21 protein-coding genes, 3 pseudogenes and 1 riboswitch are annotated in these 25,600 nt (G+C 39.7%); of the genes and pseudogenes, 8 read left to right on the forward strand and 16 right to left on the reverse strand.

The annotated features are described in order from the left end of the window. Nucleotides 1-258: 258 nt before the first annotated feature. Both PHA78_RS08940 and PHA78_RS08945 read right to left on the reverse strand, forming a co-directional pair. Nucleotides 259-453: pseudogene (locus PHA78_RS08940) on the reverse strand (transposase); the annotation flags it as partial. Nucleotides 454-825: 372 nt separating this feature from the next. Beyond that, nucleotides 826-1,947 carry an IS110 family transposase gene (locus tag PHA78_RS08945; RefSeq protein ID WP_015445098.1) on the reverse strand — a complete coding sequence of 374 codons (1,122 nt, stop codon included), beginning with the start codon at nt 1,945-1,947 and terminating at the stop codon, nt 826-828. 203 nt (nt 1,948-2,150) lie between these two features. Between PHA78_RS08945 and PHA78_RS08950 the strand changes: the two genes are divergently transcribed. Further along, complete coding sequence (locus PHA78_RS08950) at nt 2,151-2,525, forward strand: hypothetical protein (protein ID WP_105097258.1); 375 nt, start codon at nt 2,151-2,153, stop codon at nt 2,523-2,525. A gap of 194 nt (nt 2,526-2,719) precedes the next feature. Here PHA78_RS08950 and PHA78_RS08955 read toward each other — a convergent pair whose 3' ends face one another. The 3 genes from PHA78_RS08955 to PHA78_RS08965 form a co-directional block, all read right to left on the reverse strand. After that, nucleotides 2,720-4,009 (reverse strand): IS4 family transposase, encoded by a 1,290-nt coding sequence (locus PHA78_RS08955; RefSeq protein WP_272158048.1) that lies wholly within the window; start codon nt 4,007-4,009, stop codon nt 2,720-2,722. Between the two features lie 224 nt (nt 4,010-4,233). After that, nucleotides 4,234-5,523, reverse strand: a complete 1,290-nt coding sequence (locus tag PHA78_RS08960) for an IS4 family transposase (RefSeq protein WP_272158049.1) — start codon at nt 5,521-5,523, stop codon at nt 4,234-4,236. 117 nt (nt 5,524-5,640) lie between these two features. Further along, nucleotides 5,641-6,057: a TM2 domain-containing protein gene (locus PHA78_RS08965; RefSeq protein ID WP_004298733.1), complete on the reverse strand. Its 417-nt coding sequence runs from the start codon at nt 6,055-6,057 to the stop codon at nt 5,641-5,643. Nucleotides 6,058-6,190: 133 nt separating this feature from the next. Between PHA78_RS08965 and PHA78_RS08970 the strand changes: the two genes are divergently transcribed. The 3 genes and pseudogenes from PHA78_RS08970 to PHA78_RS08975 form a co-directional block, all read left to right on the forward strand. After that, the gene (locus PHA78_RS08970) at nt 6,191-6,400 is read left to right on the forward strand and encodes a hypothetical protein (RefSeq protein WP_004298731.1); all 210 of its coding nucleotides are present in this window, start codon (nt 6,191-6,193) and stop codon (nt 6,398-6,400) included. A 199-nt stretch (nt 6,401-6,599) separates the two neighbouring features. Next, a pseudogene (locus PHA78_RS12615) lies at nt 6,600-6,788 on the forward strand (helix-turn-helix domain-containing protein); the annotation flags it as partial. Next, nucleotides 6,789-7,635 (forward strand): annotated as a pseudogene (locus PHA78_RS08975) (IS630 family transposase); the annotation flags it as partial. Nucleotides 7,636-8,054: 419 nt separating this feature from the next. Here PHA78_RS08975 and PHA78_RS08980 read toward each other — a convergent pair. The 3 genes from PHA78_RS08980 to PHA78_RS08990 form a co-directional block, all read right to left on the reverse strand. Next, entirely contained in the window at nt 8,055-10,739 is a 2,685-nt protein-coding gene (locus PHA78_RS08980) for a cation-translocating P-type ATPase (RefSeq protein WP_272158052.1), read from the reverse strand. A 474-nt stretch (nt 10,740-11,213) separates the two neighbouring features. Beyond that, complete coding sequence (locus PHA78_RS08985) at nt 11,214-11,600, reverse strand: DUF1934 domain-containing protein (protein ID WP_024377428.1); 387 nt, start codon at nt 11,598-11,600, stop codon at nt 11,214-11,216. 11 nt (nt 11,601-11,611) lie between these two features. Then, nucleotides 11,612-12,499 carry a sulfite exporter TauE/SafE family protein gene (locus PHA78_RS08990; protein WP_024377427.1) on the reverse strand — a complete coding sequence of 296 codons (888 nt, stop codon included), beginning with the start codon at nt 12,497-12,499 and terminating at the stop codon, nt 11,612-11,614. A 98-nt stretch (nt 12,500-12,597) separates the two neighbouring features. Between PHA78_RS08990 and PHA78_RS08995 the strand changes: the two genes are divergently transcribed. Both PHA78_RS08995 and yidA read left to right on the forward strand, forming a co-directional pair. Then, on the forward strand, nt 12,598-13,911 hold the full coding sequence (locus tag PHA78_RS08995) for an HD domain-containing protein (protein ID WP_105127704.1): 1,314 nt from the start codon (nt 12,598-12,600) through the stop codon (nt 13,909-13,911). After that, nucleotides 13,901-14,710: a sugar-phosphatase gene (gene yidA / locus PHA78_RS09000; protein WP_105127703.1), complete on the forward strand. Its 810-nt coding sequence runs from the start codon at nt 13,901-13,903 to the stop codon at nt 14,708-14,710. The genes PHA78_RS08995 and yidA overlap by 11 nt, the downstream gene beginning before the upstream one ends. Nucleotides 14,711-14,982: 272 nt before the next feature. Here yidA and tpiA read toward each other — a convergent pair whose 3' ends face one another. The 8 genes from tpiA to PHA78_RS09040 form a co-directional block, all read right to left on the reverse strand. Further along, the gene (tpiA, locus tag PHA78_RS09005) at nt 14,983-15,735 is read right to left on the reverse strand and encodes a triose-phosphate isomerase (protein WP_004298713.1); all 753 of its coding nucleotides are present in this window, start codon (nt 15,733-15,735) and stop codon (nt 14,983-14,985) included. A gap of 174 nt (nt 15,736-15,909) precedes the next feature. Next, complete coding sequence (tuf, locus tag PHA78_RS09010; protein WP_004298711.1) at nt 15,910-17,106, reverse strand: elongation factor Tu; 1,197 nt, start codon at nt 17,104-17,106, stop codon at nt 15,910-15,912. Between the two features lie 123 nt (nt 17,107-17,229). Next, nucleotides 17,230-18,192, reverse strand: coding sequence for an anti sigma factor C-terminal domain-containing protein (locus PHA78_RS09015; RefSeq protein WP_024378089.1), 963 nt, complete (start codon nt 18,190-18,192; stop codon nt 17,230-17,232). Next, on the reverse strand, nt 18,179-18,682 hold the full coding sequence (locus tag PHA78_RS09020; RefSeq protein WP_024397986.1) for an RNA polymerase sigma factor: 504 nt from the start codon (nt 18,680-18,682) through the stop codon (nt 18,179-18,181). Before PHA78_RS09020 ends, PHA78_RS09015 begins: the two co-directional genes overlap by 14 nt. Before the next feature lie 115 nt (nt 18,683-18,797). Continuing rightward, nucleotides 18,798-21,494 (reverse strand): phosphoenolpyruvate carboxylase, encoded by a 2,697-nt coding sequence (ppc, locus tag PHA78_RS09025; RefSeq protein ID WP_272158053.1) that lies wholly within the window; start codon nt 21,492-21,494, stop codon nt 18,798-18,800. A 20-nt stretch (nt 21,495-21,514) separates the two neighbouring features. Continuing rightward, nucleotides 21,515-22,729 (reverse strand): cell division peptidoglycan polymerase FtsW, encoded by a 1,215-nt coding sequence (gene ftsW / locus PHA78_RS09030; protein WP_024409525.1) that lies wholly within the window; start codon nt 22,727-22,729, stop codon nt 21,515-21,517. Between the two features lie 136 nt (nt 22,730-22,865). After that, nucleotides 22,866-23,231, reverse strand: a complete 366-nt coding sequence (locus tag PHA78_RS09035) for a DUF4430 domain-containing protein (protein WP_029175897.1) — start codon at nt 23,229-23,231, stop codon at nt 22,866-22,868. Then, entirely contained in the window at nt 23,228-23,731 is a 504-nt protein-coding gene (locus PHA78_RS09040; RefSeq protein WP_029174828.1) for a hypothetical protein, read from the reverse strand. Before PHA78_RS09040 ends, PHA78_RS09035 begins: the two co-directional genes overlap by 4 nt. A 215-nt stretch (nt 23,732-23,946) precedes the next feature. Here PHA78_RS09040 and PHA78_RS09045 point away from each other — a divergent pair, with 215 nt between their 5' ends. Both PHA78_RS09045 and thiT read left to right on the forward strand, forming a co-directional pair. Beyond that, complete coding sequence (locus tag PHA78_RS09045) at nt 23,947-24,801, forward strand: glycoside hydrolase family 25 protein (RefSeq protein ID WP_105128945.1); 855 nt, start codon at nt 23,947-23,949, stop codon at nt 24,799-24,801. 23 nt (nt 24,802-24,824) lie between these two features. Further along, nucleotides 24,825-24,920, forward strand: a riboswitch (TPP riboswitch). Nucleotides 24,921-24,978: 58 nt separating this feature from the next. Further along, entirely contained in the window at nt 24,979-25,527 is a 549-nt protein-coding gene (gene thiT / locus PHA78_RS09050; protein WP_272158054.1) for an energy-coupled thiamine transporter ThiT, read from the forward strand. Nucleotides 25,528-25,600 lie beyond the last annotated feature (73 nt).

A 25,600-nucleotide genomic window follows, 5' to 3' on the forward strand; every position in this document is an offset into this window, starting at 1 on the left:
TGTTTGATTATTTTCAAGTTTAATACACTTTTTAACAGCATTTTTTAGACTTATCAAAACTTTTCTTAGAGTTAATTCTTTTGTTTTTCCATTTTAATCAAAAAATCTTCTAAAATCTTTTTAGCAAGCACTTCCCTTTGTATTTTTATTATTTTGGGATAAAAATTGAAATCCCTCCTGTTTGTTTTTTATAACAGTATACTGGAGGAAGGAGTGAGTGGATAGATTTACATGCTCTCTACCCGTTGTGCTAGTTAATCAAGCGTAAGCAAGGGAGTATTTTAAACTGATACCAAATTCAGTATGACTGCTTTTAAGCAAAAGAGAATAAATAAGTAATATTGCCTCTGTCTTAAATTTGAGCGCCTGAATGTTTCGACAACGTAAAGCCTCCATTCCAAACTGCTCTAAACTAGAAAATACAGTCTCCACTGATTTCCTCAATCGACTGATATGTAAAGCCCTTTGTCAAGTAAAAACAATCGAACTGATAAAAAAATGAAAAGTATCTAGAAAGAGCCTAGTTCTTAGCTTCGGGCATTGGCCACTCTGATATTCGTGGATTGGTTACCTACAGGTCAATGGTTCTGCCGCGAGTCCTACTCTCTATAAGCGTGGATCACAATTGTGCCACTTAGTCGTTTCGTAGATGACTCAAACCTTGAAGTCCTAAACTCCTTCAAGATACTTTCCATTCAAACATGATTTCAATCCTTATTTCTGTCCAAATTCACCCAGTGATTTTGGATAGAAATAGGGATTCCTCATCGCTCTGCGATGATAAAACTTAATGGTCAAAAGTGTACATGAAAACAAGCGCTAACTTCAAGCTATTCTTCCTGTCATCATCCCCCAAATAAAACCAGACAATTCTCGTGCAATAGCTGTTTTAGCAACATTTTGTTTCTTATTTTTTCCTAGAACAAGTGTGCGATAACGTCTTCTTAAGCGTTCATTAGCCTTATCCGCATAAGCAATCACCTCCACTCGGTTTCCACTTTGTCTCCTTTTCAATTCTTTGGATTTATACCCAATCGTCCCCTTAGCCAATGATTGTGCAGCTTCTATCAGAAGTCGTCTCACATGGCTATTCCCAGCTTTGGTGATAGCACCTCTTCTCTCCTTGTCGCCGCTAGAATTTTCGCTAGGAGTTAGCCCAAGATAAGAAGCAAAATGTTGAGCTGTCGCAAAGCGATTAAAATCACCGATTTCTGTCACAATGGAAAGAGCAGTTAGTGTTTTAATGCCAATAAAGCAAGAAAGCCGTGAGACCTTCTCTTGATAACTGTCGCTTTGACCCAGTTGCTCAATTCGTGCATCATACCGTTCTATTTGATCTACTAATTTCTCATAGGTCAATAGATATTCTGTCAAAATCTCTGCGTAAAGTCCATCAGGATTTAGGGAACGGAGCCAGCGAACATGTTTCTGTGTCCAATTACTGCTTCCCTCGGTATAGCGAAAATCATGTCGGAGACAGAAGGCAAGAATTTGTTGTTTGATTTTCTTCAGAGCCACTTTGTGGTCTGTTCTCATGCGGATATATTCTTTGACTTGTTCATCCTCAACAGTAGGAATATGAACAGGCCGATAGCTACGAAAGGCCAGAGCTTTTGCGAGCTGAGCTGCATCTTTTTTATCAGTCTTAACACGCTTAGATCCTTCCTTCATCACCGTTGTAGGCGCCATCACGATACAGGGAATCCCGTGAGCTTGTAGCTGGTGATATAGGGTAAATCCAAGACATCCGGCTTCGTAGCCACATAACACTTCTGCATCTTGACCATATAAACGACGAAGCTCATTCACATAGTTCACAATATAGCTAACATTTGGACCAACTTTAGTGCTATGTTTGAATTGATTCGCCATCATATCATAATAGCAGAGTGAAAAACTTTCTTTGTGAACATCCATTCCGATGAAAAGTGTGGTAAAATGAAACATATAAGACCTCCAATTGAGTGTGGTAATTCCTGTTAGAAGTTGATTGTTTTTTTTATTCTAGTGTACAGGTAAATCCACGAATTCTCAACTGGGGGTCTTTACATATTGTCTATAAGTCAGAAGGTGCTGGTGGGGATGAGTATAGGGCGTTTGAAAAAGGAAAGGGAGAATTTGATGCGCAATGGGGCTGGTCTGCTGGGCTTATGGACAATGCTATATTTAATAAATGGAAGGAAGAAAATCGTTTCTCAAAAATTCTCTTTCGAGACTACCGCAGAGATGTACAGACCGTTACTTATAAATTAGAGACAGAAATAGAAAAACAATCAGAAAAAACCTTCTCACTCATCGCAGTGATAAAGAATTTTAATAAGTATACTCACTATATTTATGGTGACCAAATTGCTTCTGCTGCGGGATTAGAGGTAGTGGCTCCACGAACAGAGAAGGTTCCTAAAGAGAAGAAAAAGAATGAAGGCAAAGAACGAAAGAAAGATCGTTCGAAAAAGAACCGTCACCCACACAAAGAGCATAAAAAACAACATCGGACCAAAGAATTAACTGGGCGTAAAAAATAGACTGGCAGTTAATATTGGCTGTATGAATAGACTGTATTGATAAAAGAGGCTGGGCAAAAAGCCCAATGTCATTAAGTTAAGCATTTAAACAATTAAAGGAACTATTCCCGTCCGAGCAATTGATGACCAAACGGGAATAGTTTTTGTATTTAGGGCGCACAAAAAGGATGTTTTTTAACCCAATTTTTCAACTATTATGTTACTCTATAAGTGAAGCTTACAGGTGCCTTGCTTTTTATCTTTCTTTGGAACGTTCGATTGGGTCGGATGATGGATAAATGTTTGGCAATGTAGGTTTCTAATTGGAAGGAAGTGAGTTTGTTTCTAAGAAATTTTCGACAGGCATAAACAGCGTCTGAAAAACAAATTTTATAAGCCTGTTTTAACTTTGATGTTTTAATAGCAACGTGTGAGGTTAGCCATTTACAAACATTAAAATTGATAAAGCGAGCGTAGATTTCTTGGAGAATCCCTTCCTTCTTTTTTGCATGAAAATGAGTCAGACCGATACTGTATTTTAGGTCACGAAAACTGGTCTCTATGCCCCATCTGTAGGCATAGAGATCTTTTAATTTTTCTGGAGAATAATCGGTGTTTGTCACCAAAGTTTCAAAGAAACCTGGCTTGATTTCGAGACGCACCATTCGAAAATGAAGTTCGTAAAACTGAACTGGGTCGCTTTTTCGGCTAGAGTTTAGTAAAAAGTCAAAGGAAGCATTATGAGGTAAAAAATGATACTGATTAGGGAAGTCTCGATACAGTTCTTTCATGTCATTGGTTTGTTTGCGACAGATGTTTAGGTCAAATGCCTCATCAAAACAAGGGGTGTCAGGGAGGTTAAATCCTGATTTCATAGAATGATTCCCGTCACGAATACGAATAATATAGGACCAATTTCTTTCTTGGCAGTGAGCCATGACATTGTAGGATTCATACCCCCTATCCATTATTACCAGAGCTTGTTTGAAAGAAGAGTTCTTCATCATATCAATAAAAGCCGCACGTTCATCAACCTCTCGATTATCTTGGATCCGTAAATCATGATACATCTCTTGTTCGAGATTGTAGAGAGCATTAATATGAATGAGATTGTAAGGAGTGTGATGTGGTCCAGTTTGAAAAGAGGTCGTTTTATCAAAACGATTTCTTGGTAGAATCACATCACTGCCATCAACAGCCAGGATAGGGAGATTATCAGAGATTGGAATTTTAGAAGTAATATCCCTAAAAAGTGTTTTAAAAGCTTGGTGTTTAATCTGATACCGCCGTTGAACAAAGGCAGATTGGGTAACTGGTAAATGTAAGTCAAGTAACTCTTTAGATAAGGTATTGCCTCCCATGGTCAGTATGGCTTGAATCATGGTTTTCATAGTTAGCTGACTTTGCCGACTAAAATCTTTTTCAGGATGAAGCACAAACTGATTGGCACTAGAAACGATGTCGTTAATACTATCAAGTAAATGAGCTTTAATCTGATCTAGCATGACTTTTCCCTTTTTATTTTTAGTGTAACATAAAAACTAACCCACCACAAAACGTGATAGGTTAGTTAACTTAATGACATTGGGCAAAAAGCCCAATGTCATTAAGTTAAGCATTTAAACAATTAAAGGAACTATTCCCGTCCGAGCAATTGATGACCAAACGGGAATAGTTTTTGTATTTAGGGCGCACAAAAAGGAGGTTTCTTAACCCTATTTTTCAACTATTATGTTACTCTATAAGTGAAGCTTACAGGTGCCTTGCTTTTTATCTTTCTTTGGAACGTTCGATTGGGTCGGATGATGGATAAATGTTTGGCAATGTAGGTTTCCAATTGGAAGGAAGTGAGTTTGTTTCTAAGAAATTTTCGACAGGCATAAACAGCGTCTGAAAAACAAATTTTATAAGCCTGTTTTAACTTTGATGTTTTAATAGCAACGTGTGAGGTTAGCCATTTACAAACATTAAAATTGATAAAGCGAGCGTAGATTTCTTGGAGAATCCCTTCCTTCTTTTTTGCATGAAAATGAGTCAGACCGATACTGTATTTTAGGTCACGAAAACTGGTCTCTATGCCCCATCTGTAGGCATAGAGATCTTTTAATTTTTCTGGAGAATAATCGGTGTTTGTCACCAAAGTTTCAAAGAAACCTGGCTTGATTTCGAGACGCACCATTCGAAAATGAAGTTCGTAAAACTGAACTGGGTCGCTTTTTCGGCTAGAGCTTGGTAGAAAGTCAAAGGATGTGTGATTAGGTAAACAGCGATAGTGATTAGGAAAATTTTGATACTGTTGCTTCATCTCATTGGTCTGTTTCCGACAGATGTTTAGGTCAAATTTTTCATCAAAACAAGGGGTGTCAGGGAGGTTAAATCCTGATTTCATAGAATGATTCCCGTCACGAATACGAATAATATAGGACCAATTTCTTTCTTGGCAGTGAGCCATGACATTGTAGGATTCATACCCCCTATCCATTATTACCAGAGCTTGTTTGAAAGAAGAGTTCTTCATCATGTCAATAAAAGCTGCACGTTCATCAACCTCTCGATTATCTTGGATCCGTAAATCATGATACATTTCTTGTTCAAGATTGTAAAGAGCATTGATATGAATAAGATTGTAAGGAGTGTGATGTGGTCCAGTTTGAAAAGAGGTCGTTTTATCAAAACGATTTCTTGGTAGAATCACATCACTGCCATCAACAGCCAGGATAGGGAGATTATCAGAGATTGGAATTTTAGAAGTAATATTGGTAAACAGGGCTTTAAAAGCTTGGTGTTTAATCTGATACCGCCGTTGGACAAAGGCAGATTGAGAGACAGGCAAATCTAAATCAAGTAGCTCTTTGGCTAAGGTATTACCACCCATGGTCAGTATAGCTTGAATCATGGTTTTCATCGTTAGCTGACTTTGCCGACTAAAATCTTTTTCAGGATGAAGCACAAACTGATTGGCACTAGAAACGATGTCGTTAATACTATCAAGTAAATGAGCTTTAATCTGATCTAGCATGACTTTTCCCCTTTTATTTTTAGTGTAACATAAAAACTAACCCACCACAAAATGTGATAGGTTAGTTAACTTAATGACATTGCTACCAAGCCTCCCCTTATTCCCAAAAATATCTTATTAAAATGTCTGATTGCTATGCTGAAAAGCCTTATATTGATGGATTTGTAGCATCAAACGCTCAAAGTTCGCCTCCTTACATGCTCGCATGATTAAGAAGCAATCAATAAACTTCCACAAATAAAGTCCCAAAAATAACAAGAACCCAATCAAGATAAATAGCGTAACAAAAGATACTGCAAAAGCAATCAGCTTGGCAAATCCCAATTCTTTATTCCCAACATAAAAACGGTCGACACCAAACTCACCGAAAAAAATAGCCAAAATAAGAGCGACAAGAGGTTGACGCATCTCAACCATCATAAGAACGTTTAAAGCCTCATCATCTAAATCTTCTAGTTCTTTTTGCAGAATGAATAACTTATCAGATGGCAAATAACTGCTTTTACTTAAAATATAATTCTGAAGATAATTCATATAAACTCCTACCTCTTCAAAATTATAGCAGTTTCTTATTCTTCAAGCAAGCCTGTAGAGGAAAACAGTGTCAGAAATCGTTTACATTTTTTTCTTTTTTGCTATAATGAAACTAGATTACAAGGAGGTTCATATGAGAGTTATTATTCATTATCCAAAAACTATCAAACAACTATCCTCCCAAAAACTTCCGCTTCTGGTAGATGGAAAAATTGCTGGGACAGTTACTCAAGGTAAAATTCTAAGCTTACCAATTACACAACCATCTGTTATACTAAGCATTCGAGGCGATAAAAAATCGAGCATTCAAGTTAAAGACGGCGATAGGGTCCAAATAATATAGTCGAATGAATTAGCTTTCAGACAAGGAACTGAGGCGCAGGCTGTACTGAAGTACGGCAAGGCGAAAGTGACGATGTATCAAAGCTAATTCAGATGACTATGGAAAATAGCAGGTACTTCACTCTCCACTATTTCAGCTTGGCTATCGTACCAATCGCCTTATACTATTCAAAAAACAAAAACTAACCTATAATAGATTTATGAAACTTACTATCGAACAAACGAAAGAATTAAAAACTTATTTGAAAGATAAAACCTATTCTCCATTTCATAGACGACTTCAAGTTATCTTGTTCAGAGCAGAAGGTCTTAGCTATAAGGAAATCACTAACCTCATCGGCTATTCAAAGTATACAATCTGGTCCTTACAGCGCAAGTACGAACTTGAGGGGATTTCAGCTCTAGTAAGAGAAACGCGAGGTGGACGGAACCGTCAATATTTAACCCTTCAAGAAGAGGAAGCGTTTCTAAAAGAACAGTTAACAGCCTCACTAAATGGCGAATTTGTGACGATAAACTCTCTCTATGAAGCTTATCAGAAACGGGTTGGACACCCTACGACCAAGGAAGGATTCTATGCCATTCTTAAACGCCATGGTTGGCGCAAAGTGACGCCAAGACCAGAACACCCTAAAAAAGCAGACGCCGAAACGATTCTAGCGTCTAAAAATAAAATCTTCATTCACGAAAACAGGAAAGCGCTTCAAGAATAGTCGTCGCTATCATAAAGTCAGGCTAATGTATCAAGATGAGGCGGGTTTCGGTCGGATCAGTAAAATTGGGAAGGCCTGGGCACCAAAAGGGGTGAGACCGCATGTACATAGTCACTATATTCGTGAGTATCGCTATTGCTATGGTGCTGTTGATGCCCATACAGGAGAGTCCTTCTTCATTATCGCTGGGGGCTGTAATACAGATTGGATGAATGTTTTTCTCAAACAACTATCTGAAGCTTATCCTGACGATTATATTTTATTAGTGATGGACAATGCCGTTTGGCATAAATCAAGTACCTTAGAGAAACCACATAATATTGGTTTTGAGTTTATTCCTCCCTATACTCCTGAAATGAATCCAATTGAACAAGTTTGGGCTGAGATTCGAAAGAGAGGGTTTAAGAATAAAGCTTTTAAAACACTAGACGATGTGATAAACAAGCTTCAAGAAGTAATACGAGAGTTAGATTGGTCTATTTTAAAACCAATTGTTAGTAGACAATGGTTTAAAAACACTTGACTGGTTTGCTTTTGATTTTTGTTGAGTATTACTGTTTAACTTACCAACTCTTGTCAAAACCATCCTCCTCATACTAGCACTAGCCATTACTTTGTTGGGACAAGCAATCTTCCCAAAATACATTATCAGTACAGAAAAAAGCTCAGACCACTAAATCTGAGCTTTTTCAAATGATATTCTTTTAGTACAAGGCAACGAGGCGCAGGAGGCTGGGCAAAAAGTCCAAAGCCACTTCTCAGAGTTCGTGTCAACATCTCAGCGCAGTGGTTGATTGGCAGATTTGTTCGTGTTTCACACTCTAAATCTGACCTAATCAACTGTGCGGGGGTGGGAAGACGAACTCTTTTTTGACTAGTTGAGTTCTTTCCCACTCCCAAGGCGAGTTAACGAAGTAATAAAAGATAAGCTGAATAACTATATTAGATAGCTTTTTCATCCAATCCCATTTTACGTTGAACAAATTTAACAATTTCTACAACGACAACCATGAGGCCTGAACCAATAATGGTTACCAACCACTGGGTTGGAGAGAGAACGGATACATGGAAGAAATTGCTAAATCCTGGAACAACGATTGTCGCCATTAACAAAAGGAAAGCAAATGGAATTGACCAGTTGAAGAGTTTATTTTTGAACAAACCAACTGTGAAAACGGACTGATAAACAGACTTAACATTGTATGCATGAACCAGTTGGATCAAACCTAATGTCACGTAAGCCATTGTCAAAGCATCTGCATGGATTTCTTCATAAATGCTGTGTTCTGGGTAAAGCAGGGCAAATCCATAGACACCCAATACCAAAGCGGTCTGTAGAATACCTTGATAGATGATAGAGCTAAGGACACCACCTGAGAAGAAGCTTGAATTGCGTCCACGAGGTTTGTGTGTCATAATACCTGGTTCAGCAGGTTCAACACCAAGGGCAATCGCTGGAAGAGTATCTGTTACCAAGTTGATCCAAAGAAGATGAACTGGCTCCAACACGTCCCAACCGAAGAGGGTTGCAAGGAAGATACACAATACCTCAGCAGTGTTAGCTGACAAGAGATACTGGATGGTTTTTTGGATGTTTGAGAAGACCTTACGTCCTTCTTCCACCGCAACGATAATAGTCGCAAAGTTGTCATCTGCAAGGACCATATCAGAGGCACCTTTCGAAACTTCCGTACCTGTGATACCCATACCGATACCGATGTCGGCTGTCTTAAGTGATGGCGCATCGTTAACACCGTCACCAGTCATGGCAACAACCTTACCATCATTTTGCCAAGCCTTAACGATACGAACCTTATGTTCTGGAGATACACGCGCATACACAGAGTATTGCTTGAAGACTTTCTGGAACTCTTCATCCGTCAATTCGTTGAGCTCTGCACCTGTAAATACATGGTCTTCTGTATCATTTGGATCGATGATACCAAGACGTTTGGCAATCGCTTCCGCTGTATCTTGGTGGTCACCCGTAATCATGATTGGACGGATACCCGCTTCCTTAGCAACACGAACAGCTTCTGCCGCTTCAGGACGCTCAGGGTCAATCATACCAACCAAACCTGAGAAGACAAGGTCATTTTCAACAACGTCAGATTCCAACTCAGGAATAGCATCAACATACTTGTATGCCATCATCAAGACACGAAGGGCTTGCTTAGCCAAGTCCTTGTTAGTGGCAAGAATGGCTTGTTTATCCGCATCGGTAATCGGACGGATTGTACCATTTTCTTCAATTTGCGTTACACGTTTGAGCAACTGGTCCGGAGCACCTTTAACAGCAACAAAGAAGTTTCCAGCAGCTTGTTGGTGAACAGTTGACATCAATTTACGTGTTGAGTCAAATGGCAGTTCAGCCACACGAGGCTCAGAAACCAAGACTTCACGAACATCAAAGTTTTGGTCCAAACCAAATTGAACAAGTGCAGTTTCTGTTGGATCACCAATCAATTTACCAGAAGGATCTACCTTGGTATCGTTGGCAAAATTCATAACACGAAGGGTTGAATTGCTTGCGTCAAAGGCTTCCTTAGCATCGACGAGCTGACCATTTGTATAAACTTTCTCAACAGTCATCTGGTTCATAGTCAAAGTACCAGTTTTATCTGATGCGATGATTTCAGTTGAACCAAGTGTTTCTACGGCTGGTAACTTACGGATGATGGAGTTACGCTTAGCCAAGACTTGAGTTCCAAGTGAAAGGACAACCGTAACGATTGCAGGCAAACCTTCTGGAATGGCAGCAACCGCAAGAGCTACAGAAGTCATAAGAGCAGGCAAGATACCTTCTCCACGTACGAAGATTGAAACAGCCATCGTTACCGCTGCAATTACAAGAACTGCATAAGTCAAGACCTTAGACAATTGGTTGAGGTTTTGCTTCAATGGTGTATCAGTCTCATCAGCATTAGCAAGCATGCCTGCGATGTGACCGACTTCTGTGTACATACCTGTGTTTGTAACCACACCAAGACCACGTCCGTAAGTAACGTTTGAGTTTTGGTAGGCCATGTTGACACGGTCACCGATCGGTGCATCTTCAGCCAAAACTGCTGACAAATCTTTATCAACTGGTACAGACTCACCTGTAAGAGCAGCTTCTTCGATTTTGAGGGAGTTAGCTTCCAACAAACGCATATCGGCAGGGACAACATCACCTGCTTCAAGCAAGACGATGTCACCTGGTACCAAGTCTTTAGAATCAACTTCGACTACATGATTGTCACGAAGCGCACGCGCAACTGGGCTTGACATGTTTTTTAGCGCCTCAATGGCTGCCTCAGCTTGACCCTCTTGATAAACACCAAAGGCAGCATTCAAGATAACTACGGCCAAGATGATAATGGCATCTGTCAAACCGTGTGAACCTTCTGTAATCACCGTCAAGATTGCTGCTGCAATCAAAATAATAATCATCAAGTCTTTGAACTGATCCAAGAATTTAGCTAAGAGTGTGCGTTTTTCACCCTCATCCAATTCATTACGACCATAGTCTGCCAGACGTTTGCTAGCTTCACTACTAGACAAACCGTCTAAAGAAGACTCCATGCTTGACAATACTTGCTCTTCGCTTTGTGTATAAAACAAATCGCGTTTTTGTTCTTTTGACAATTTCCTTCTCCTTCTCGGTCCCTTTTTTACCTAACAAATAAAAAAGAGACCTGTTTAATGAGAACCTCTCTTCACAGCTCGGCACTTCTATCTAGGGCTAGTTTTCTGTCACTCATCTTTATACTCTTCGAAAATCAAACTCAGGCGTTGTTGACTTGAATTGATGAACTTTAGTTCAATCTGCATCGGCGTCGCCTAGCCTGACTTTGATTTTCATTGAGTATTAGTTTTTTTGAAATACAGTCATTATTCCTTCAAAAAACTGCCTTGATAGACAAAAAACTATCTCTTATCTAAAAATACCTTACTTGCGAAGACAGGTTCTAAAACAAGTCTCGCTATTTAATATATTGCCGGAAACAAGTCGGATTGACGACAATATCACGGAATTTTCCGCTAGCTACTCCCTCGATTTGTTAACTATTATATCAAAAATCCCGAGAAATTCAAGAATATTTTTCTGGAAATAAGAGATTATTTCCATGAGATTTCCAAATCATAGGAAGCAAAAAGCTGCTGGTTTTCCAATCCCTTTAATTCATATTGCAACTGGACACTTTGATCCGAACGGTTTAATTGGTAACGTTTTGTATCGGTCACAAAATGCTGGATTCCTAACGGTGTAGGAATGGTCACAATAGCTTCTTTACCAGAAATGAATCGCATAATAGACTTTGGAGTGGAAAAACGTGTCATCACTAACTCTTCTTCGTCACATTTTATGACAACTTTTTCAGCTTCATCGTTACTATAAATGAGATAAAGATTCCCATCTTTTTCCTTAATTTCCACTTGAAATTGCTGATCCACTACCTCAATCTGCCCGTCCAGATCAATTTCATTTCGTAAATGAATATCCATAGTTCCTCCTACTATTTTTTAATCCTAGTAACAAAGGATGAACGAAGCAGAGTAAAGCCTGTATACGCTGCAACGAAGACAACTAAAATTTTCAAATTATTAATATCCAAATTTGATAGGAAGAAAGCAGCTGTCAAAACACCTAGCACCCCACCGACAATGATTCCTGGAACTCCTGGCCAGTTTACTCGTCCTGATTGGATAAACTGCTTGGCACCAGCTGTCATAATCATAGCAGCATTCAACATCATAACTGGAAGAGCAACCGCTGGACTAATTCCCATCAATGAGAAGAAAATTAACTCAGGAGCATAGTTACCCAGTCCCATACTCATCAGCATCCCCACCATAAAATCAAAGACAATACCAACAGCCAGTTTCCAACCAGTTAAGCCCTTTACTTCATTGGTAAGATCTGCGCCAGGGTTAGTAATCATGCGATAGACCATGAAACAGGCTGCAATAATTAATAAAATCCCAAGAATTCGTTGAACTTTCTTTGTATCCCATTTTTGAGTTACCTTGGCACCAACAAAGGCACCCGTAAATGCCGCTGCTGCCATAGCAATCAGAGTGACCATATCAACCTCAACTATCGTAATAAACAATAGCGCCTCTACTAAGACTGGTATGATGTGCGCCGTTGTCATGGTCGCAGGAATTTTACGATCGTCTTCCACCAACTTTGTTAGTTTAAACATAGTGGTTGTCGTTGCAAAGGTTCCAATCCCCAAGGTGTCTAGCAAATCAGTAACATAACCGATACCAAACCCTGTCCAAAATTTCTCTTTTAGAGAAATATCGTGCTTTTTAGCATAGGATAAAATTGTGTAAAGCATCCAAAGAATAAGGGCTACAATAAAGACCTGAATAGTTAATAAGATAATTTGATTATTCATTTCTCCATTATACCAAAAGATTCCATTGGGTACATAGCAATATCCTTGTGTTTTAGAAAAATCAGGAATTTATCTCCCTTTTTTGTTATAATGAAACTATGATAGAAAAAGTTTTTCGTGACCCTGTCCATAACTATGTTCATGTTGATCATGAGCTGATTTATAAACTTATCAATACAAAAGAATTTCAGCGACTACGCCGCATCAAGCAACTAGGGACTACTTCCTATACCTTCCATGGTGGCGAGCATAGCCGCTTTTCACACTGCCTTGGCGCCTACGAAATTGCCAGACGGATTACTCAAAAATTTGAAGACAAGTATCCACAAATCTGGGATACAAACGAGTCCCTACTGACCATGGTTGCTGCGTTACTCCATGATGTCGGACACGGAGCCTATTCTCATACCTTCGAGCGTCTATTTGATACAGACCATGAGGAAATGACCTGTGCTATTATTACTAGTCCAGAAACGGAAATCAATGCTCTGTTGAAACAAGTTTCACCTGAGTTTCCAGACAAGGTTGCTAGTGTTATCAAACACACCTATCCAAATAAGCAGGTCGTTCAACTCATTTCGAGTCAGATTGATGTTGACCGGATGGATTATCTATTACGAGATTCCTACTTCACAGGTGCGAACTATGGTGAATTTGACCTAACTAGGATATTACGTGTCATTCGCCCGACAGAAAATGGAATTGCCTTCAAAGAATCTGGTATGCATGCAGTAGAAGACTACGTTCTCAGCCGCTACCAGATGTACATGCAAGTCTATTTTCATCCAGCAAGTCGCTCTATGGAAGTCCTATTGCAGAATTTACTCAATCGTGCCAAACTACTATATACTAGTGAACAGGAGTTTTTTGCACGAACTTCACCTCGGCTATTACCTTTTTTTGAGCATCGTATCCATCTAACCGACTACCTCAGTCTTGATGATGGAGTTATGAATACTTACTTTCAATCATGGATAGATGGACCAGATCGTATTTTATCTGACTTAGCCCAGCGCTATATCAATAGGAAAGTACTCAAATCCATCACTTTTAAGGCCGAAGAAGGGGAAGCTTTGGACCGCCTGCGTAGCCTAGTCGCAGATGTCGGGTTCGACCCAGAATACTATACTGCTATTCACCACAACTTTGATTTGCCGTATGACATTTACCGACCGAATGCAGAAAAGAAACGGACTCAAATTGAGATTTATCGCAAAGATGAAACCTTGGTAGAACTATCCTCTCTGTCACCAATTGTCCATTCCTTATCAGGCACAATCCATGGCGATAGCCGCTTCTATTTCCCAAAAGAAATGTTAGAAGAAACAGGAATTTTCGCACCTCAAATAGCTGATTTTAACAGCCACATACATAACGATCACTTTATAATTGGAGAATCAAATGAGCATTAAACTTGTCGCCATCGATATTGATGGTACACTACTAAATAGTCAACACCAAATTACAGCTGAAGTACACTCAGCAATCCAAGAAGCAAAAAAAGCAGGCGTTAAAATTGTTATTGCTACTGGTCGCCCCATTTCCGGTGTTCAAGCAATTTTAGAAGAACTCAATCTTACAGAAGCAGGTGACTACGTCATCACTTTTAACGGCGGCTTAGTCCAAGATGCAGCAACTGGTGAGGATATTGTCAAAGATACCTTGACTTATGAGGATTATCTCGACATCGAATCTGCTGCCCGTAAACTCAAGCTCCCAATGCATGCCAGCACCAAGGAAGGCATCTATACTGCTAACCGTAACATCGGTAAATACACCATTTACGAATCCACACTAGTAAGTGCACCCATTTTCTATCGCACTCCTGAAGAAATGGCTGACAAGGAAATCATCAAAACAATGATGGTTGATGAGCCAGAAATTCTTGATGCTGCTATTCCACTTCTACCGACCAGCTTGACTGAGAAGTACAACGTAGCAAAATCAGCACCATTTTATTTGGAAATCACCCCTAAAACTGTTAACAAGGGACAAGCTATCATTCATCTAGCTGAGAAGCTTGGACTAACTATGGATCAAACTATGGCCATCGGTGACCAAGAAAATGACCGTCCAATGTTGGAAGTTGTTGGTAATCCTGTTGTCATGGAAAACGGAAATCCTGAATTGAAGAAAATCGCCAAATACATTACGAAGTCAAATGATGAGAGCGGTGTCGCCCACGCTCTTAGAGAATGGGTACTGGAATAGCCTCTTAAAATATCAAAAAAAGCATCGAATTCAAAATCCGATGCTTTTTGTTATAGTCTTTTAGTTTACTTTTAGTACTAGGCAACGAGCTGCAGACAGCTTGTACAGTCGAGTGACTGTGTAAGGTTGGAGATAGCACTTGCGGATCAAGTCACCCCTGCAAAGTACGGCAAAGCGAGTTCAAACAATCCAGTGGAGTGTTTGAAGTTGGAAATAAGGAAACGGAGTTTCCTCTTACGTCGAAGTAATAAAAGAAAAACTAAATGACTATATTAGAAGTTCAACAAAGCCAAGAAGCTTTCTGCTTCAAGTGATGCACCACCAACAAGCGCACCGTCAACGTCTGGACATGCCATGTATTCCGCAACGTTTGATGGGTTTACAGAACCACCGTATTGAACGCGAACTTTGTCTGCAACTTCTTGACCGAAATCAGCAGCAACAACGTCACGGACAGCTTTACACATGTTTTGTGCATCGTCTTTAGTAGCTGATTTACCAGTACCGATTGCCCAGATTGGCTCGTAAGCAATAACAAGTGATGCTACTTGTTCAGCAGTCAAGTCTTTCAAAGCTGCAGAAACTTGAGCACCTACGAATTCAACCGCTTTACCAGCTTCGTAAGTTTCAAGTGACTCACCACAACAGATGATTGGAGTCAAACCGTTACGGAAGATTGCATGAGCTTTTTTATTAATATCTTCATCAGTTTCGTGGAAGTAATCACGACGCTCTGAGTGACCGATAACAACATAGTTAACACCCATTTCAGCCAATACTTTTGGAGATGTTTCACCAGTGAAGGCACCAGCATCTTCAAAGTAGCAGTTTTGAGCAGCAACTTTCAATTCAGAATCTTTAGCGAACCATAAGAGAGCGTTCAAATCTACAGCTGGAGCTGCGATAGCTGCTTCAATTTTGTCGCCTGCAGGCAATTTTCCTGCAATTGCCTCAACGAAAGCTTGTGCTTCTTGAGGGTTTTTGTTCATTTTCCAGTTACCGGCAATGATTGGTTTACGTGACATTTCACTTACCTCTTCTATATTTATTGTACAAGGTACATTATAGCATAAACTTAGCTAAGATTAAAGAATTTCTGTGCATTTTATGAATACTTACAGAAAAACTCTCTACCCGAAAGTAGAGAGTTACAATTAAGTTGTCTGACTATAATTGTTATTTCTGGGAACTCAATCGAATTAAGCTTCGATTTCTGTAACCATACCTGAACCAACAGTACGTCCACCTTCACGGATAGAGAAAGTAGTACCTTGTTCAACGGCGATTGGGTGGATCAATTCAACGTCGATAGTAACGTTATCACCAGGCATTACCATTTCAGTACCTTCTGGCAATTTGATTGAACCAGTTACGTCAGTTGTACGGAAGTAGAACTGTGGACGGTAGTTGTCGAAGAATGGAGTGTGACGTCCACCTTCTTCTTTAGTAAGGATGTAAACTTCACCTTTGAATTTAGTGTGTGGGTTGATAGAACCTGGTTTAGAGATAACTTGACCACGTTCGATTTCATCACGTTGTACACCACGAAGAAGCACACCAACGTTATCGCCGGCAAGACCTTCGTCAAGTTGTTTACGGAACATTTCAACACCAGTAACAACTGCTTTAGATTTTTCTTCTTGAAGACCAACGATTTCGATTTCGTCGTTAACACGAACTGTACCACGGTCGATACGTCCTGATGCTACAGTACCACGACCAGTGATTGAGAATACGTCTTCGACTGGAAGCAACAATGGTTTGTCAGTGTCGCGTTCTGGTTCTGGAATGTACTCATCAACAGTGTTCATCAATTCCATAACGATGTCTTCGTACTTAGTGTCACCTTCAAGAGCTTTAAGAGCTGAACCTTGGATAACTGGAAGATCATCACCTGGGAAATCGTATTCTGAAAGAAGGTCACGGATTTCCATTTCAACCAACTCAAGCAATTCTTCATCGTCAACCAAGTCAACTTTGTTCATGAAGACGATAAGGTGTTTAACACCAACCTGACGTGAAAGAAGGATGTGCTCACGAGTTTGTGGCATTGGACCGTCAGTTGAAGCTACTACAAGAATCGCACCGTCCATCTGAGCAGCACCAGTGATCATGTTTTTAACGTAGTCCGCGTGTCCTGGAGCGTCGATGTGAGCATAGTGACGTTTTTCAGTTTCGTACTCAACGTGTGCAGTGTTGATAGTGATACCGCGCTCGCGCTCTTCTGGAGCAGCATCGATAGACGCATAGTCTTTAGGTTGGTTAACTGATGAAGGCAAGCGACGTGCCAATACAGTTGTGATAGCTGCTGTCAAAGTAGTTTTACCGTGGTCAACGTGTCCAATTGTACCAATGTTAACGTGGGGTTTACTACGATCGTATTTTTCTTTTGCCATTTTGGTAAAAGCCTCCAATAAAATATATTTTATAGATAGACAGTAGGCAATACGGTCTAACTTTACCTTACTATTCTATCAAATTGTAGCAGAATTGCAAGCATTTTCTACCGTTTTTCTGATTTATTCCACATCTAGCTGATAATAGGGCTGATTTTGGACACTGGCTCCGATGCTGGAAGCGTAGATCCAGTCGGCATTTTCTAGCTCTACAAAGTCTTCTGCTCTGCCTGTGAGAATAATGCCTGCGAATTCTAATCTATCAATCTCTGCTTGCTGGGTGAAGTCGGTGTCGCCGAATTTGTTGACATAAGCTTGTACATCACCCTTGATTTCAGGAGAGAGGGCGTAATCGCCTTGGTAGTCCACCAATTCTTTCATCACAGTAAGGGGGCTTGTATAAGGAACAAGGTCATCTGTGGCTACTTCTGCTGTCACTGCTTGTAGTTGTTCGGAATCCATGCCGAATAGACTGACTAGGGATAAGTATTCTGTTCTCAGCTGAGATTTTTCCGTCCCAATCCAATACCAATTCTTTTTGAGGTTATTTGGGACCATGTTCCTTATCTCTGCTAATGTATATTTCTTATCAAAGGTAATGGCCACTTCTATTAGCTGCCCTTTCATCTCCTTAGTATAGGATAATTCCTGACGGCCAGAAGCTGTTTTAGTATTGTAAAAGATCGGTAACTTGCTGTTGCTATCTTGGTGGTAGTAATATTCTTCAGAACCCTCTGGGAAATACTGACCAAAATTAGCAAAGATTCCATATAAGTTATAATCTACTTCCAGATGCCCAAACGCAAAAGGCACACCTGCCAAATCCTTTGACAAATTATAATCAACATAGCCTGAAACAATTCCTATTTCATTAACATAGAATCGTTCCACATCTACATTTGGATAGGTTACCTGAAGGACACGATTAAAATGCTCCTGTGCCTGCTGACTCCGATAGTTAGAAAACAAACGGAGGGCATAGAGACTGGATAATAGTAAAACAATTCCCACTATACTACTAAGCCCAACGGTCTTCCATAAATTCTTCCGCTTACTCTTTTTTGTCACTTCTTCAAAAGTCTTCATAGTCATATCCTCTCTCTTCTAGTGCTTTCCTCAACTGTTTGCGTCCACGGTAAAGGCTGATTTTCACCCAACTTTGACCAGCACCTAAAATATGCGCAATCTCTTTGACACTCATATCTTGGAAGTAGTATAAGTCAATCACTTGCTGGTATTTTTCTGGCAGGTCTGCAACAGCTTGATAGAGTTCCTCATAATCTTCTTGGTCATAGACCAAAAAATTTTCAGGTGTAAAAAACTCCTTTTGTAAAATTTCATGGTAGCGCTTGTCTCGCCTGTATTTGTCAATGTAAGCCCGAACTGCAGATCGGTAAAGCCAAGCTCTTAGTTTTTCGAAAGGAAGGACAATATCAGATTCAAGCAATTTGACTAGAACATCTTGGGCAATATCCTGACTGTCAGCTGGGCCGGCTCCTGATTTTTGCAAATAGTAGGAAATCTCCTCTGCAATACCAATAATTTCTTTTTCATATTGATCTAGTTTGATACTTATCCCCTCCCTTCACTGATAAAACGAATGAAAATGTGTTTGGTTACACATTTTTAAAAATATTATATCATTTTAAGTATTCAAAAAAACAACCTCCGAAGAAGTTGTTTCTTAATCATTAACCTGAGTTGCGCAAACCTGTCGCCACACCGTTGATGGTGATGTGAATGAGATTCTCTTGTTCTTTGCTCAATTCTCCACGACGAAGACGATGAATTAATTCAATCTGAATATAGTTAAGTACGTTGAAATACGGCATGCGATAATCAAGACTGGCTTTTAGGAACGGTAGTTCTGCTAAAAGCTCATCATTTTGCTCGATTGATAAAATGATTTCTTTGGTCAACTGCCATTCATCTAAAATGACATGGAAGATATTTCGTACCTCTTCGCTTTCACACATTTTAGCATATTCAAATGCGATATTCATATTAGATTTAGACAATACCATATCCACGTTTGATAGAAGTGAACGGAAGAATGGCCAAGATTCGTACATTTTTTGTAACTTAGACAAATTATCAGGGTGCTTATCAATAAAGCGTTTGAAACTTGAACCAACTCCATACCAACCTGGCAACATGACACGGTTTTGTGACCAGGAGAATACCCATGGAATCGCACGCAAACCACCGATTTCTGTGATGGTTTTTCGAGCCGCGGGACGTGAGCCAATGTTCAGGCTTGATACTTCACGAATTGGACTAGCGGCAAAGAAATAATCATAAAAATGTGGATTGTTGAACACAAGATCTCTATAAATACGATAGCTATCTGATACAATTTCATCCATGGTTTCGCGATAGCCATCGATTTCATTTGGATCGGTAATCATTTGTGTAACCATACGGTCAAGCGTTGCAGATACCAGCATTTCTAAATTATAGTAGGCTGCGTCTTTGTTACCGTATTTATTGCCTATCACTTCGCCTTGTTCTGTCAAACGAAGCCGGTCCTTGATAGAACCAAATGGCTGAGATGTAATCGCATCGTAGGAAGGACCACCACCACGACCAACAGTACCTCCGCGACCGTGGAAGAAGGTGATGTTTACTCCGTAGTCTTGACCGATTTGCGTCAATTCATTCTGTGCTTTGTAGAGTGTCCAGCCGGAGGATAGGTAGCCACCATCCTTGTTGGAATCTGAGTAGCCAAGCATGATTTCTTGGTAATATTTATTGCCTGCAATCCAACGTTTCGCTAAATCTAATTGCAGATATTGACGCATGGTATCAGGTGCATTATCTAAGTCCTCGATTGTCTCAAAAAGTGGAACAATCTGAACACGGGCCTTATCGACATCTACTAGACCAACTTCTTTTAATAGGACAGCTAATTCCAGCAAATCAGAAACACTCTCCGAGTGTGAAATAATATGTTGCTTGATGATTTCCTCACCTAGCTTATCTTTCAATTCACGCGCAGCAGCAAAGATAGCCAATTCTTTTTCTAATTGTTCTGACTTTGGTATGTGCGTTGCAGAAAGAATGCGTGGATCTGTTTCCAACTGTTTCAAAAGAACATGGCATTTAGCTTCCTCAGATAAACTGGAGTAGTCTTCTACGATACGGGCAGAAGCCAATAGTTCCGCAACACTTGTTTCATGAATAGAAGAGTCTTGGCGCATATCGATACTAGCTAGGTAGAAACCAAACGCTTCAACCGCTTCAAGCAATTCTGTAAAATCACCTTTCAATAGCGCCATAGATTTATTTTCGACCAAAGATTGTTTGATGGCTAATAAATCAGCTTTAAACTCAGCTACATTACTATAGCGGACAGCTGACGGCTTATTGTGAACTAGATAATCTCTTGTATTTGCAAGTTTCATCTGAATATAGTGAAAAGCACGACGATAAGGCTCATTTTCACGGTAGACAGAACTATCTTCAGATAAATCCGCCAGCATCTTAACCGCTGTAGATACCTTTACAATGGAAGTCGAGAGCGAAAAATTCCGATAGAGTTTATAGAGTTGCTCATCGTAATAATTCATAATGACTTCACACTGAGTCAAGGCTGACAGCTTCAAGGTCTCTGCAGTAACAAATGGATTTCCATCACGGTCTCCCCCAATCCACATACCCATTGTAATTGGACGAGGATTATTTAAGACGATTCCTTTCTCAGCGGCCAAACGTTTGTATTCCCGCTGCAACTTAGTGACAGCCTTAATAAAGGAAGAATTGTAATACTCCATAACGTTTGTGATTTCGTTGGTTACCTTCAACTTCTTCTCACGAATCATATCCGTCTGCATGATAATTTCAATGTAACAACGGAGCTCATCTTCCCATTTGTTTTTATTGAGCAAGCCCAATTTTACATCGCGATAACGACGAAGCAACTCATGAATATGCTTGGTTAAATCCAGCATAGACTGGCGTTGAACCTGAGTAGGATGGGCTGTCAAGACTGGAACAACATTCAACTTTTCAAGGATTTCAGCTGCATTTTCTTGTTTGGAAACCATATCAATTGTTGTTGAAATCTTACCAAGATAATCTTGATCAATATTGTTTTGATGGTTGATTTCATAGGCCAAGTCAACATCTTCTGATATATTAATCAAAAGTGGCAAAACAGCAAAGTATCTAGAAATAACTGCTAGTTCATCATTATTCAACTGACTGATAATAGCAATCAATGCCTGATAATCATCCTGACGAGACAATTGAGATAATTCTACAATTTTAGCAAAAGTCTCTGCAGGCATCATTTGGGCTGCTACTTCTTCCAAAATAGATGTCAGAATCGTTACTTCTTCACGGATTGCTTCCTTGTTGTTATAGTTTTCTAATTTTTGAATAGCCATCTCCTACCTCTTTCCTATCTCTAAATTAGCGTACGCTCTATTTCTTCTTCAATTAATCGACGTTTTTCACTAGCATCAATATTCAAAACAAACCCTATCCCGATGGAAATAATCAAAAGACTCGATCCACCCTGTGACAAGAAGGGGAAAGTTACCCCCGTTGCAGGAATAATTCCTGAAATTCCTCCGATATTGACAAATGTTTGAATTAGAAGCATACCTGCCATTCCAAGTGCCATCATCGCATTAAATGGACTACGAGCACGGACGCCTACAATAATAATTCGAATAATCAAAAAGAACAATAAGGCTAGAATTAAACTAGCTCCGACAAAACCGAGTTCTTCAATGACAATCGAAAATGCAAAGTCGGTGTGGGCCTCTGGTAGATACCCCTTTTTCTCAATCGAATTTCCCAAGCCACGTCCAAGCCATCCACCGTTACTCATCGCATAGTAAGAATGAGTCAATTGAAGACCTGCATTGGTGGCATTACCAAATGGATCAAAATAGGCAGCAAAACGACGAGCAATATAACCAAAGAGCGGAATTTTTTCCACCGTTTCTACACCCAAAATACGAATCGTCCCTAGAATAACTGTTGAGGCGGCTACAATTCCCAAAACCGCTGTTGAAAACCAGCGATAGGCAATCCCACTCACACTAATCATCACGACCATAATCAGCACAATAATCGTCGCATTTCCCAAGTCTGGCAGTGTCGCAACTAGACCTAGGAGGAGCAGACTGACCACCCGCCAATCTGTAAACTCTTTCGGAATCCAACTTCCTTTAATCAACGATACATAGTCATAAGTCCGAATATCCGCCTGTTGTTTTGCAAACTCATGTGCCAGATACCAAATGATAATTAATTTCAAATATTCTGCCGGCTGCAAGGTTCCTGCGATTGGCAGAGGAATCCAGCCATGAGCCCCGTTAATCGGAGTAAACAACCGAGAAATAGCTAACAGAAATACTTCTACCAAAATAACCGAATAGATAACGGCTTTCTTGCGTAAAAAACTTAATTTCATACGATAAATCGTATAGATTGCTACCAAGCTGACAATCCAGAATCCTGCCTGGTTAATCACTGTTCTAAATGGATTTCTACCATTAATAATTTGCGTAGCACTGGTTGTCGAATAGACCATGACCAACCCAATCACCGATAAGATGAGATAGGGAATCAGTATGGAGTAATTCAACAACTGGCGTTTGTCAATCTTCATTGCTTATCCAACCTTCTTCGAGTATAGCTCTTATTATAGCATACTTTGTATAAAAATACTTATCACTTTCTAAGTTGCTCTGCAAACATTCGGAACTAACTTTTGTCGACAAGAAAAAGGCCGAAGCCTTTCATATCTATTCAAATGTTTCAAGATAAAATTCAATTTCATCCCCATTCGCAACTGTAAGGTCTTTCGCCCCTTTATCAGCCATTTGGCCATTAACTTTATACATCCAGTATGTATTGGTACTCGCATCTTGGCTAACACCATCAATTTCTGTTATCAAACCATTGTCTTCTACAATGTCGTGGTGTTCTTTAAGCACATCCATGACACTATCACCTTCTTCCGCAGTGACTTCCTGACGATTCTCTTTGTCCTTGGTTGTAATCTGCAAAGTGACTTCGATAGCTGATTCACTCTGTTTCTCAGTAGTGTTTGTACAAGCAGCCAAGAAGAGCGAGAAGACAACCATCAACATAATACTAATTTTTTTCATTTATAAAATCTCCTAAAAATATAATCAATAATTGGATAAAACAAAACTGTTGAAGCAGCGTGTAAACCATCAAAGACTAGACCATTAAGCCAAAAGACGATAGGGGAAGTCCCAAACTGTGTAGCAGATAAAAAACTTATCGTTAGCCCATACAAAAAGACAAGAATCCCCGCCAGAAGACTCTGTAGCCACAAGGGAATGTTCTCTTTTTTGATAAAAGGACCGATTGCCAACCACCATATAAATTGGATAAAAGCAAAACTAAGAACTTGCCACAAAACAACTGTGCCAAATCCAAAAAGCAAGCCACTCCCTACCATCACTAGTATCATCAATATCCAGCTCTCCAGCAAACTGAAATAGGACAGAACAATGAGGAAAATAGCCGTGAGAGGCTTTATATTGGGAAATGGCCCAAAAACCACCCTTAAAACAATCGTCAAAGAGGACAGAACAACTAGCTGACTAACACGTCTTACTTTTTCACTTTTGTCATGCATACCAATTTAGCCTACCCTATTCCCTTTATTATGTCAAGTTCAGATAATCTTTTAGGGGACCTCTAAAAACTAATTTTCTAAAATTTAAAATGTTGATTTAACAAGGTTTTTGTAACTCCAAATTCGCAATTTTGGGAGTTTTTAGAGGTCCCCTTTACTATTTCTTGAATCGTATTTTTTTGATTTTTTCATGATTTTACGGTAGAATTGAGGAGATGAGAAAGAAACTAAATCCGATGATTGTTGTTGTTTTTTTCCTATCCTTCTTTGCTCTTATTTTCATCACTGGGGTGACTGGAAATACTGTAAATAAGACGGAGGCAGCTAACGAACCCGCAGTCACACAATCAAACACCAGTACAAGTTCTAAAACAACAAATTCTAGTTCAAGTTATTACATTGCAAATGCGCTCGAAATGAAACCTATCGTCGACGTTTCTGCTTGGCAGAGACCGTCTGAAATTGACTACGATACACTTAGCAAAAATATTTCTGGCGCAATCGTTCGTATTCAAAGTGGCTCACACACTAAAAACGAAAATACAGCGACTGATAAAAATGGGTTAGATAAATCCTTTGATACCCATATTAAAGAATTCCAGGCAAGAAATATACCTGTTGCTGTCTATGCCTATGTCACAGGAAATAGCATTGAGAGCATGCAGGAGGAAGCTCAAAGCTTTTATAAGGCCGCAAATAAGTACAAGCCAACCTTCTATTGGTTAGACGTTGAAGAATATACCATGGATGATATGAATGCTGGAGTGGAGGCTTTTCGAAAAGAGTTAGAAACTCTCGGTGCTAAAAACATTGGAATTTACGTCGGAACCTATTTCATGGAAGACCACAGCATCAATGTAGATAAATTTGACGCCATTTGGATTCCTACATACGGTGATGATTCTGGCTACTACAATGCCGCTCCAAATACTGACTTGGACTACGATCTTCACCAATATACCTCACGTGGTTATGTAAACGGCTTTGAGCACCACCTAGACCTCAACATTATTACTACCCTGAAGGATCCTAATGAAGTTTATCAGAAGCTATTTACAACACCTGAATAAAATGTTATAATCCCACCAATTACATATACACAAAGGAGTGCTTCGGCTGAGATCGCAACTGCGAAATCCTCGAACCTGATCTAGTTAAAACTAGCGTAGGAATTGTGTGCTTTATAGAATGATACTATACTCTGCTATAAACACTCCTTTGTTGACCATCTACAAAGGAGTCTTTTTATGTCCACATCAAAATTACCCATCCTAGCCGAAGTTGCTATCTTTTCTGCCATTGCCCTCGTCTTTGACAAAATCCCGCTCTTTACAATGCCCCAAGGTGGATCTGTGTCTTTAGTCATGCTTCCAATCTTACTGCTTGCTCTGCGCCACGGACTAGGGGTAGGGGTTCTTACTGGTGGTATTGTAGGAACCATTCAACTTTTCTACGGTGGCTACTTCCTAAACGTTTTTCAAGTTTTTCTTGACTACGCACTTTCTTACGCCGGAATTGGTTTAGCAGGTTTAGTGGCACCCACCCTATCCAAACAAAAAAATCTAAAAAATGCTACTCTCATCATTACTCTGGCTAGTTTTCTAGGAGGAAGCATCCGATTGTTAGCCACCTTCTTATCTGGCATTATCTTCTATGCAGACTACGCTACACCTGGTATGCCTGTCTGGCTCTATTCCTTTACCTACAATATCAGCTATATTCTTCCTTCCACTGCAATTGCCTCTATTCTGCTCATTTTACTCTATAGAGCAAGACCAGGTTTTTACAATATTTAACCAAAACTGCCTGCTGGATTTTATCTAACAGGCAGTCTTTTTAATTATTTTTACTTGCTTTATGCTATAATAG

It is taken from the genome of Streptococcus sp. HN38 (assembly GCF_028335765.1).
GTDB lineage: Bacteria > Bacillota > Bacilli > Lactobacillales > Streptococcaceae > Streptococcus > Streptococcus suis_P.

Bases quoted from the DNA above. Each gene is read 5' to 3' on its own strand.
- PHA78_RS08945 (WP_015445098.1), bottom strand. From the start codon at position 1,947: ATGTTTCATTTTACCACACTTTTCATCGGAATGGATGTTCACAAAGAA.
- PHA78_RS08950 (WP_105097258.1), top strand. From the start codon at position 2,151: ATGGACAATGCTATATTTAATAAATGGAAGGAAGAAAATCGTTTCTCA.
- PHA78_RS08955 (WP_272158048.1), bottom strand. From the start codon at position 4,009: ATGCTAGATCAGATTAAAGCTCATTTACTTGATAGTATTAACGACATC.
- PHA78_RS08960 (WP_272158049.1), bottom strand. From the start codon at position 5,523: ATGCTAGATCAGATTAAAGCTCATTTACTTGATAGTATTAACGACATC.
- PHA78_RS08965 (WP_004298733.1), bottom strand. From the start codon at position 6,057: ATGAATTATCTTCAGAATTATATTTTAAGTAAAAGCAGTTATTTGCCA.
- PHA78_RS08970 (WP_004298731.1), top strand. From the start codon at position 6,191: ATGAGAGTTATTATTCATTATCCAAAAACTATCAAACAACTATCCTCC.
- PHA78_RS08985 (WP_024377428.1), bottom strand. From the start codon at position 11,600: ATGGATATTCATTTACGAAATGAAATTGATCTGGACGGGCAGATTGAG.
- PHA78_RS08990 (WP_024377427.1), bottom strand. From the start codon at position 12,499: ATGAATAATCAAATTATCTTATTAACTATTCAGGTCTTTATTGTAGCC.
- PHA78_RS08995 (WP_105127704.1), top strand. From the start codon at position 12,598: ATGATAGAAAAAGTTTTTCGTGACCCTGTCCATAACTATGTTCATGTT.
- yidA (WP_105127703.1), top strand. From the start codon at position 13,901: ATGAGCATTAAACTTGTCGCCATCGATATTGATGGTACACTACTAAAT.
- tpiA (WP_004298713.1), bottom strand. From the start codon at position 15,735: ATGTCACGTAAACCAATCATTGCCGGTAACTGGAAAATGAACAAAAAC.
- tuf (WP_004298711.1), bottom strand. From the start codon at position 17,106: ATGGCAAAAGAAAAATACGATCGTAGTAAACCCCACGTTAACATTGGT.
- PHA78_RS09015 (WP_024378089.1), bottom strand. From the start codon at position 18,192: ATGAAGACTTTTGAAGAAGTGACAAAAAAGAGTAAGCGGAAGAATTTA.
- ppc (WP_272158053.1), bottom strand. From the start codon at position 21,494: ATGGCTATTCAAAAATTAGAAAACTATAACAACAAGGAAGCAATCCGT.
- ftsW (WP_024409525.1), bottom strand. From the start codon at position 22,729: ATGAAGATTGACAAACGCCAGTTGTTGAATTACTCCATACTGATTCCC.
- PHA78_RS09035 (WP_029175897.1), bottom strand. From the start codon at position 23,231: ATGAAAAAAATTAGTATTATGTTGATGGTTGTCTTCTCGCTCTTCTTG.
- PHA78_RS09040 (WP_029174828.1), bottom strand. From the start codon at position 23,731: ATGCATGACAAAAGTGAAAAAGTAAGACGTGTTAGTCAGCTAGTTGTT.
- PHA78_RS09045 (WP_105128945.1), top strand. From the start codon at position 23,947: ATGAGAAAGAAACTAAATCCGATGATTGTTGTTGTTTTTTTCCTATCC.
- thiT (WP_272158054.1), top strand. From the start codon at position 24,979: ATGTCCACATCAAAATTACCCATCCTAGCCGAAGTTGCTATCTTTTCT.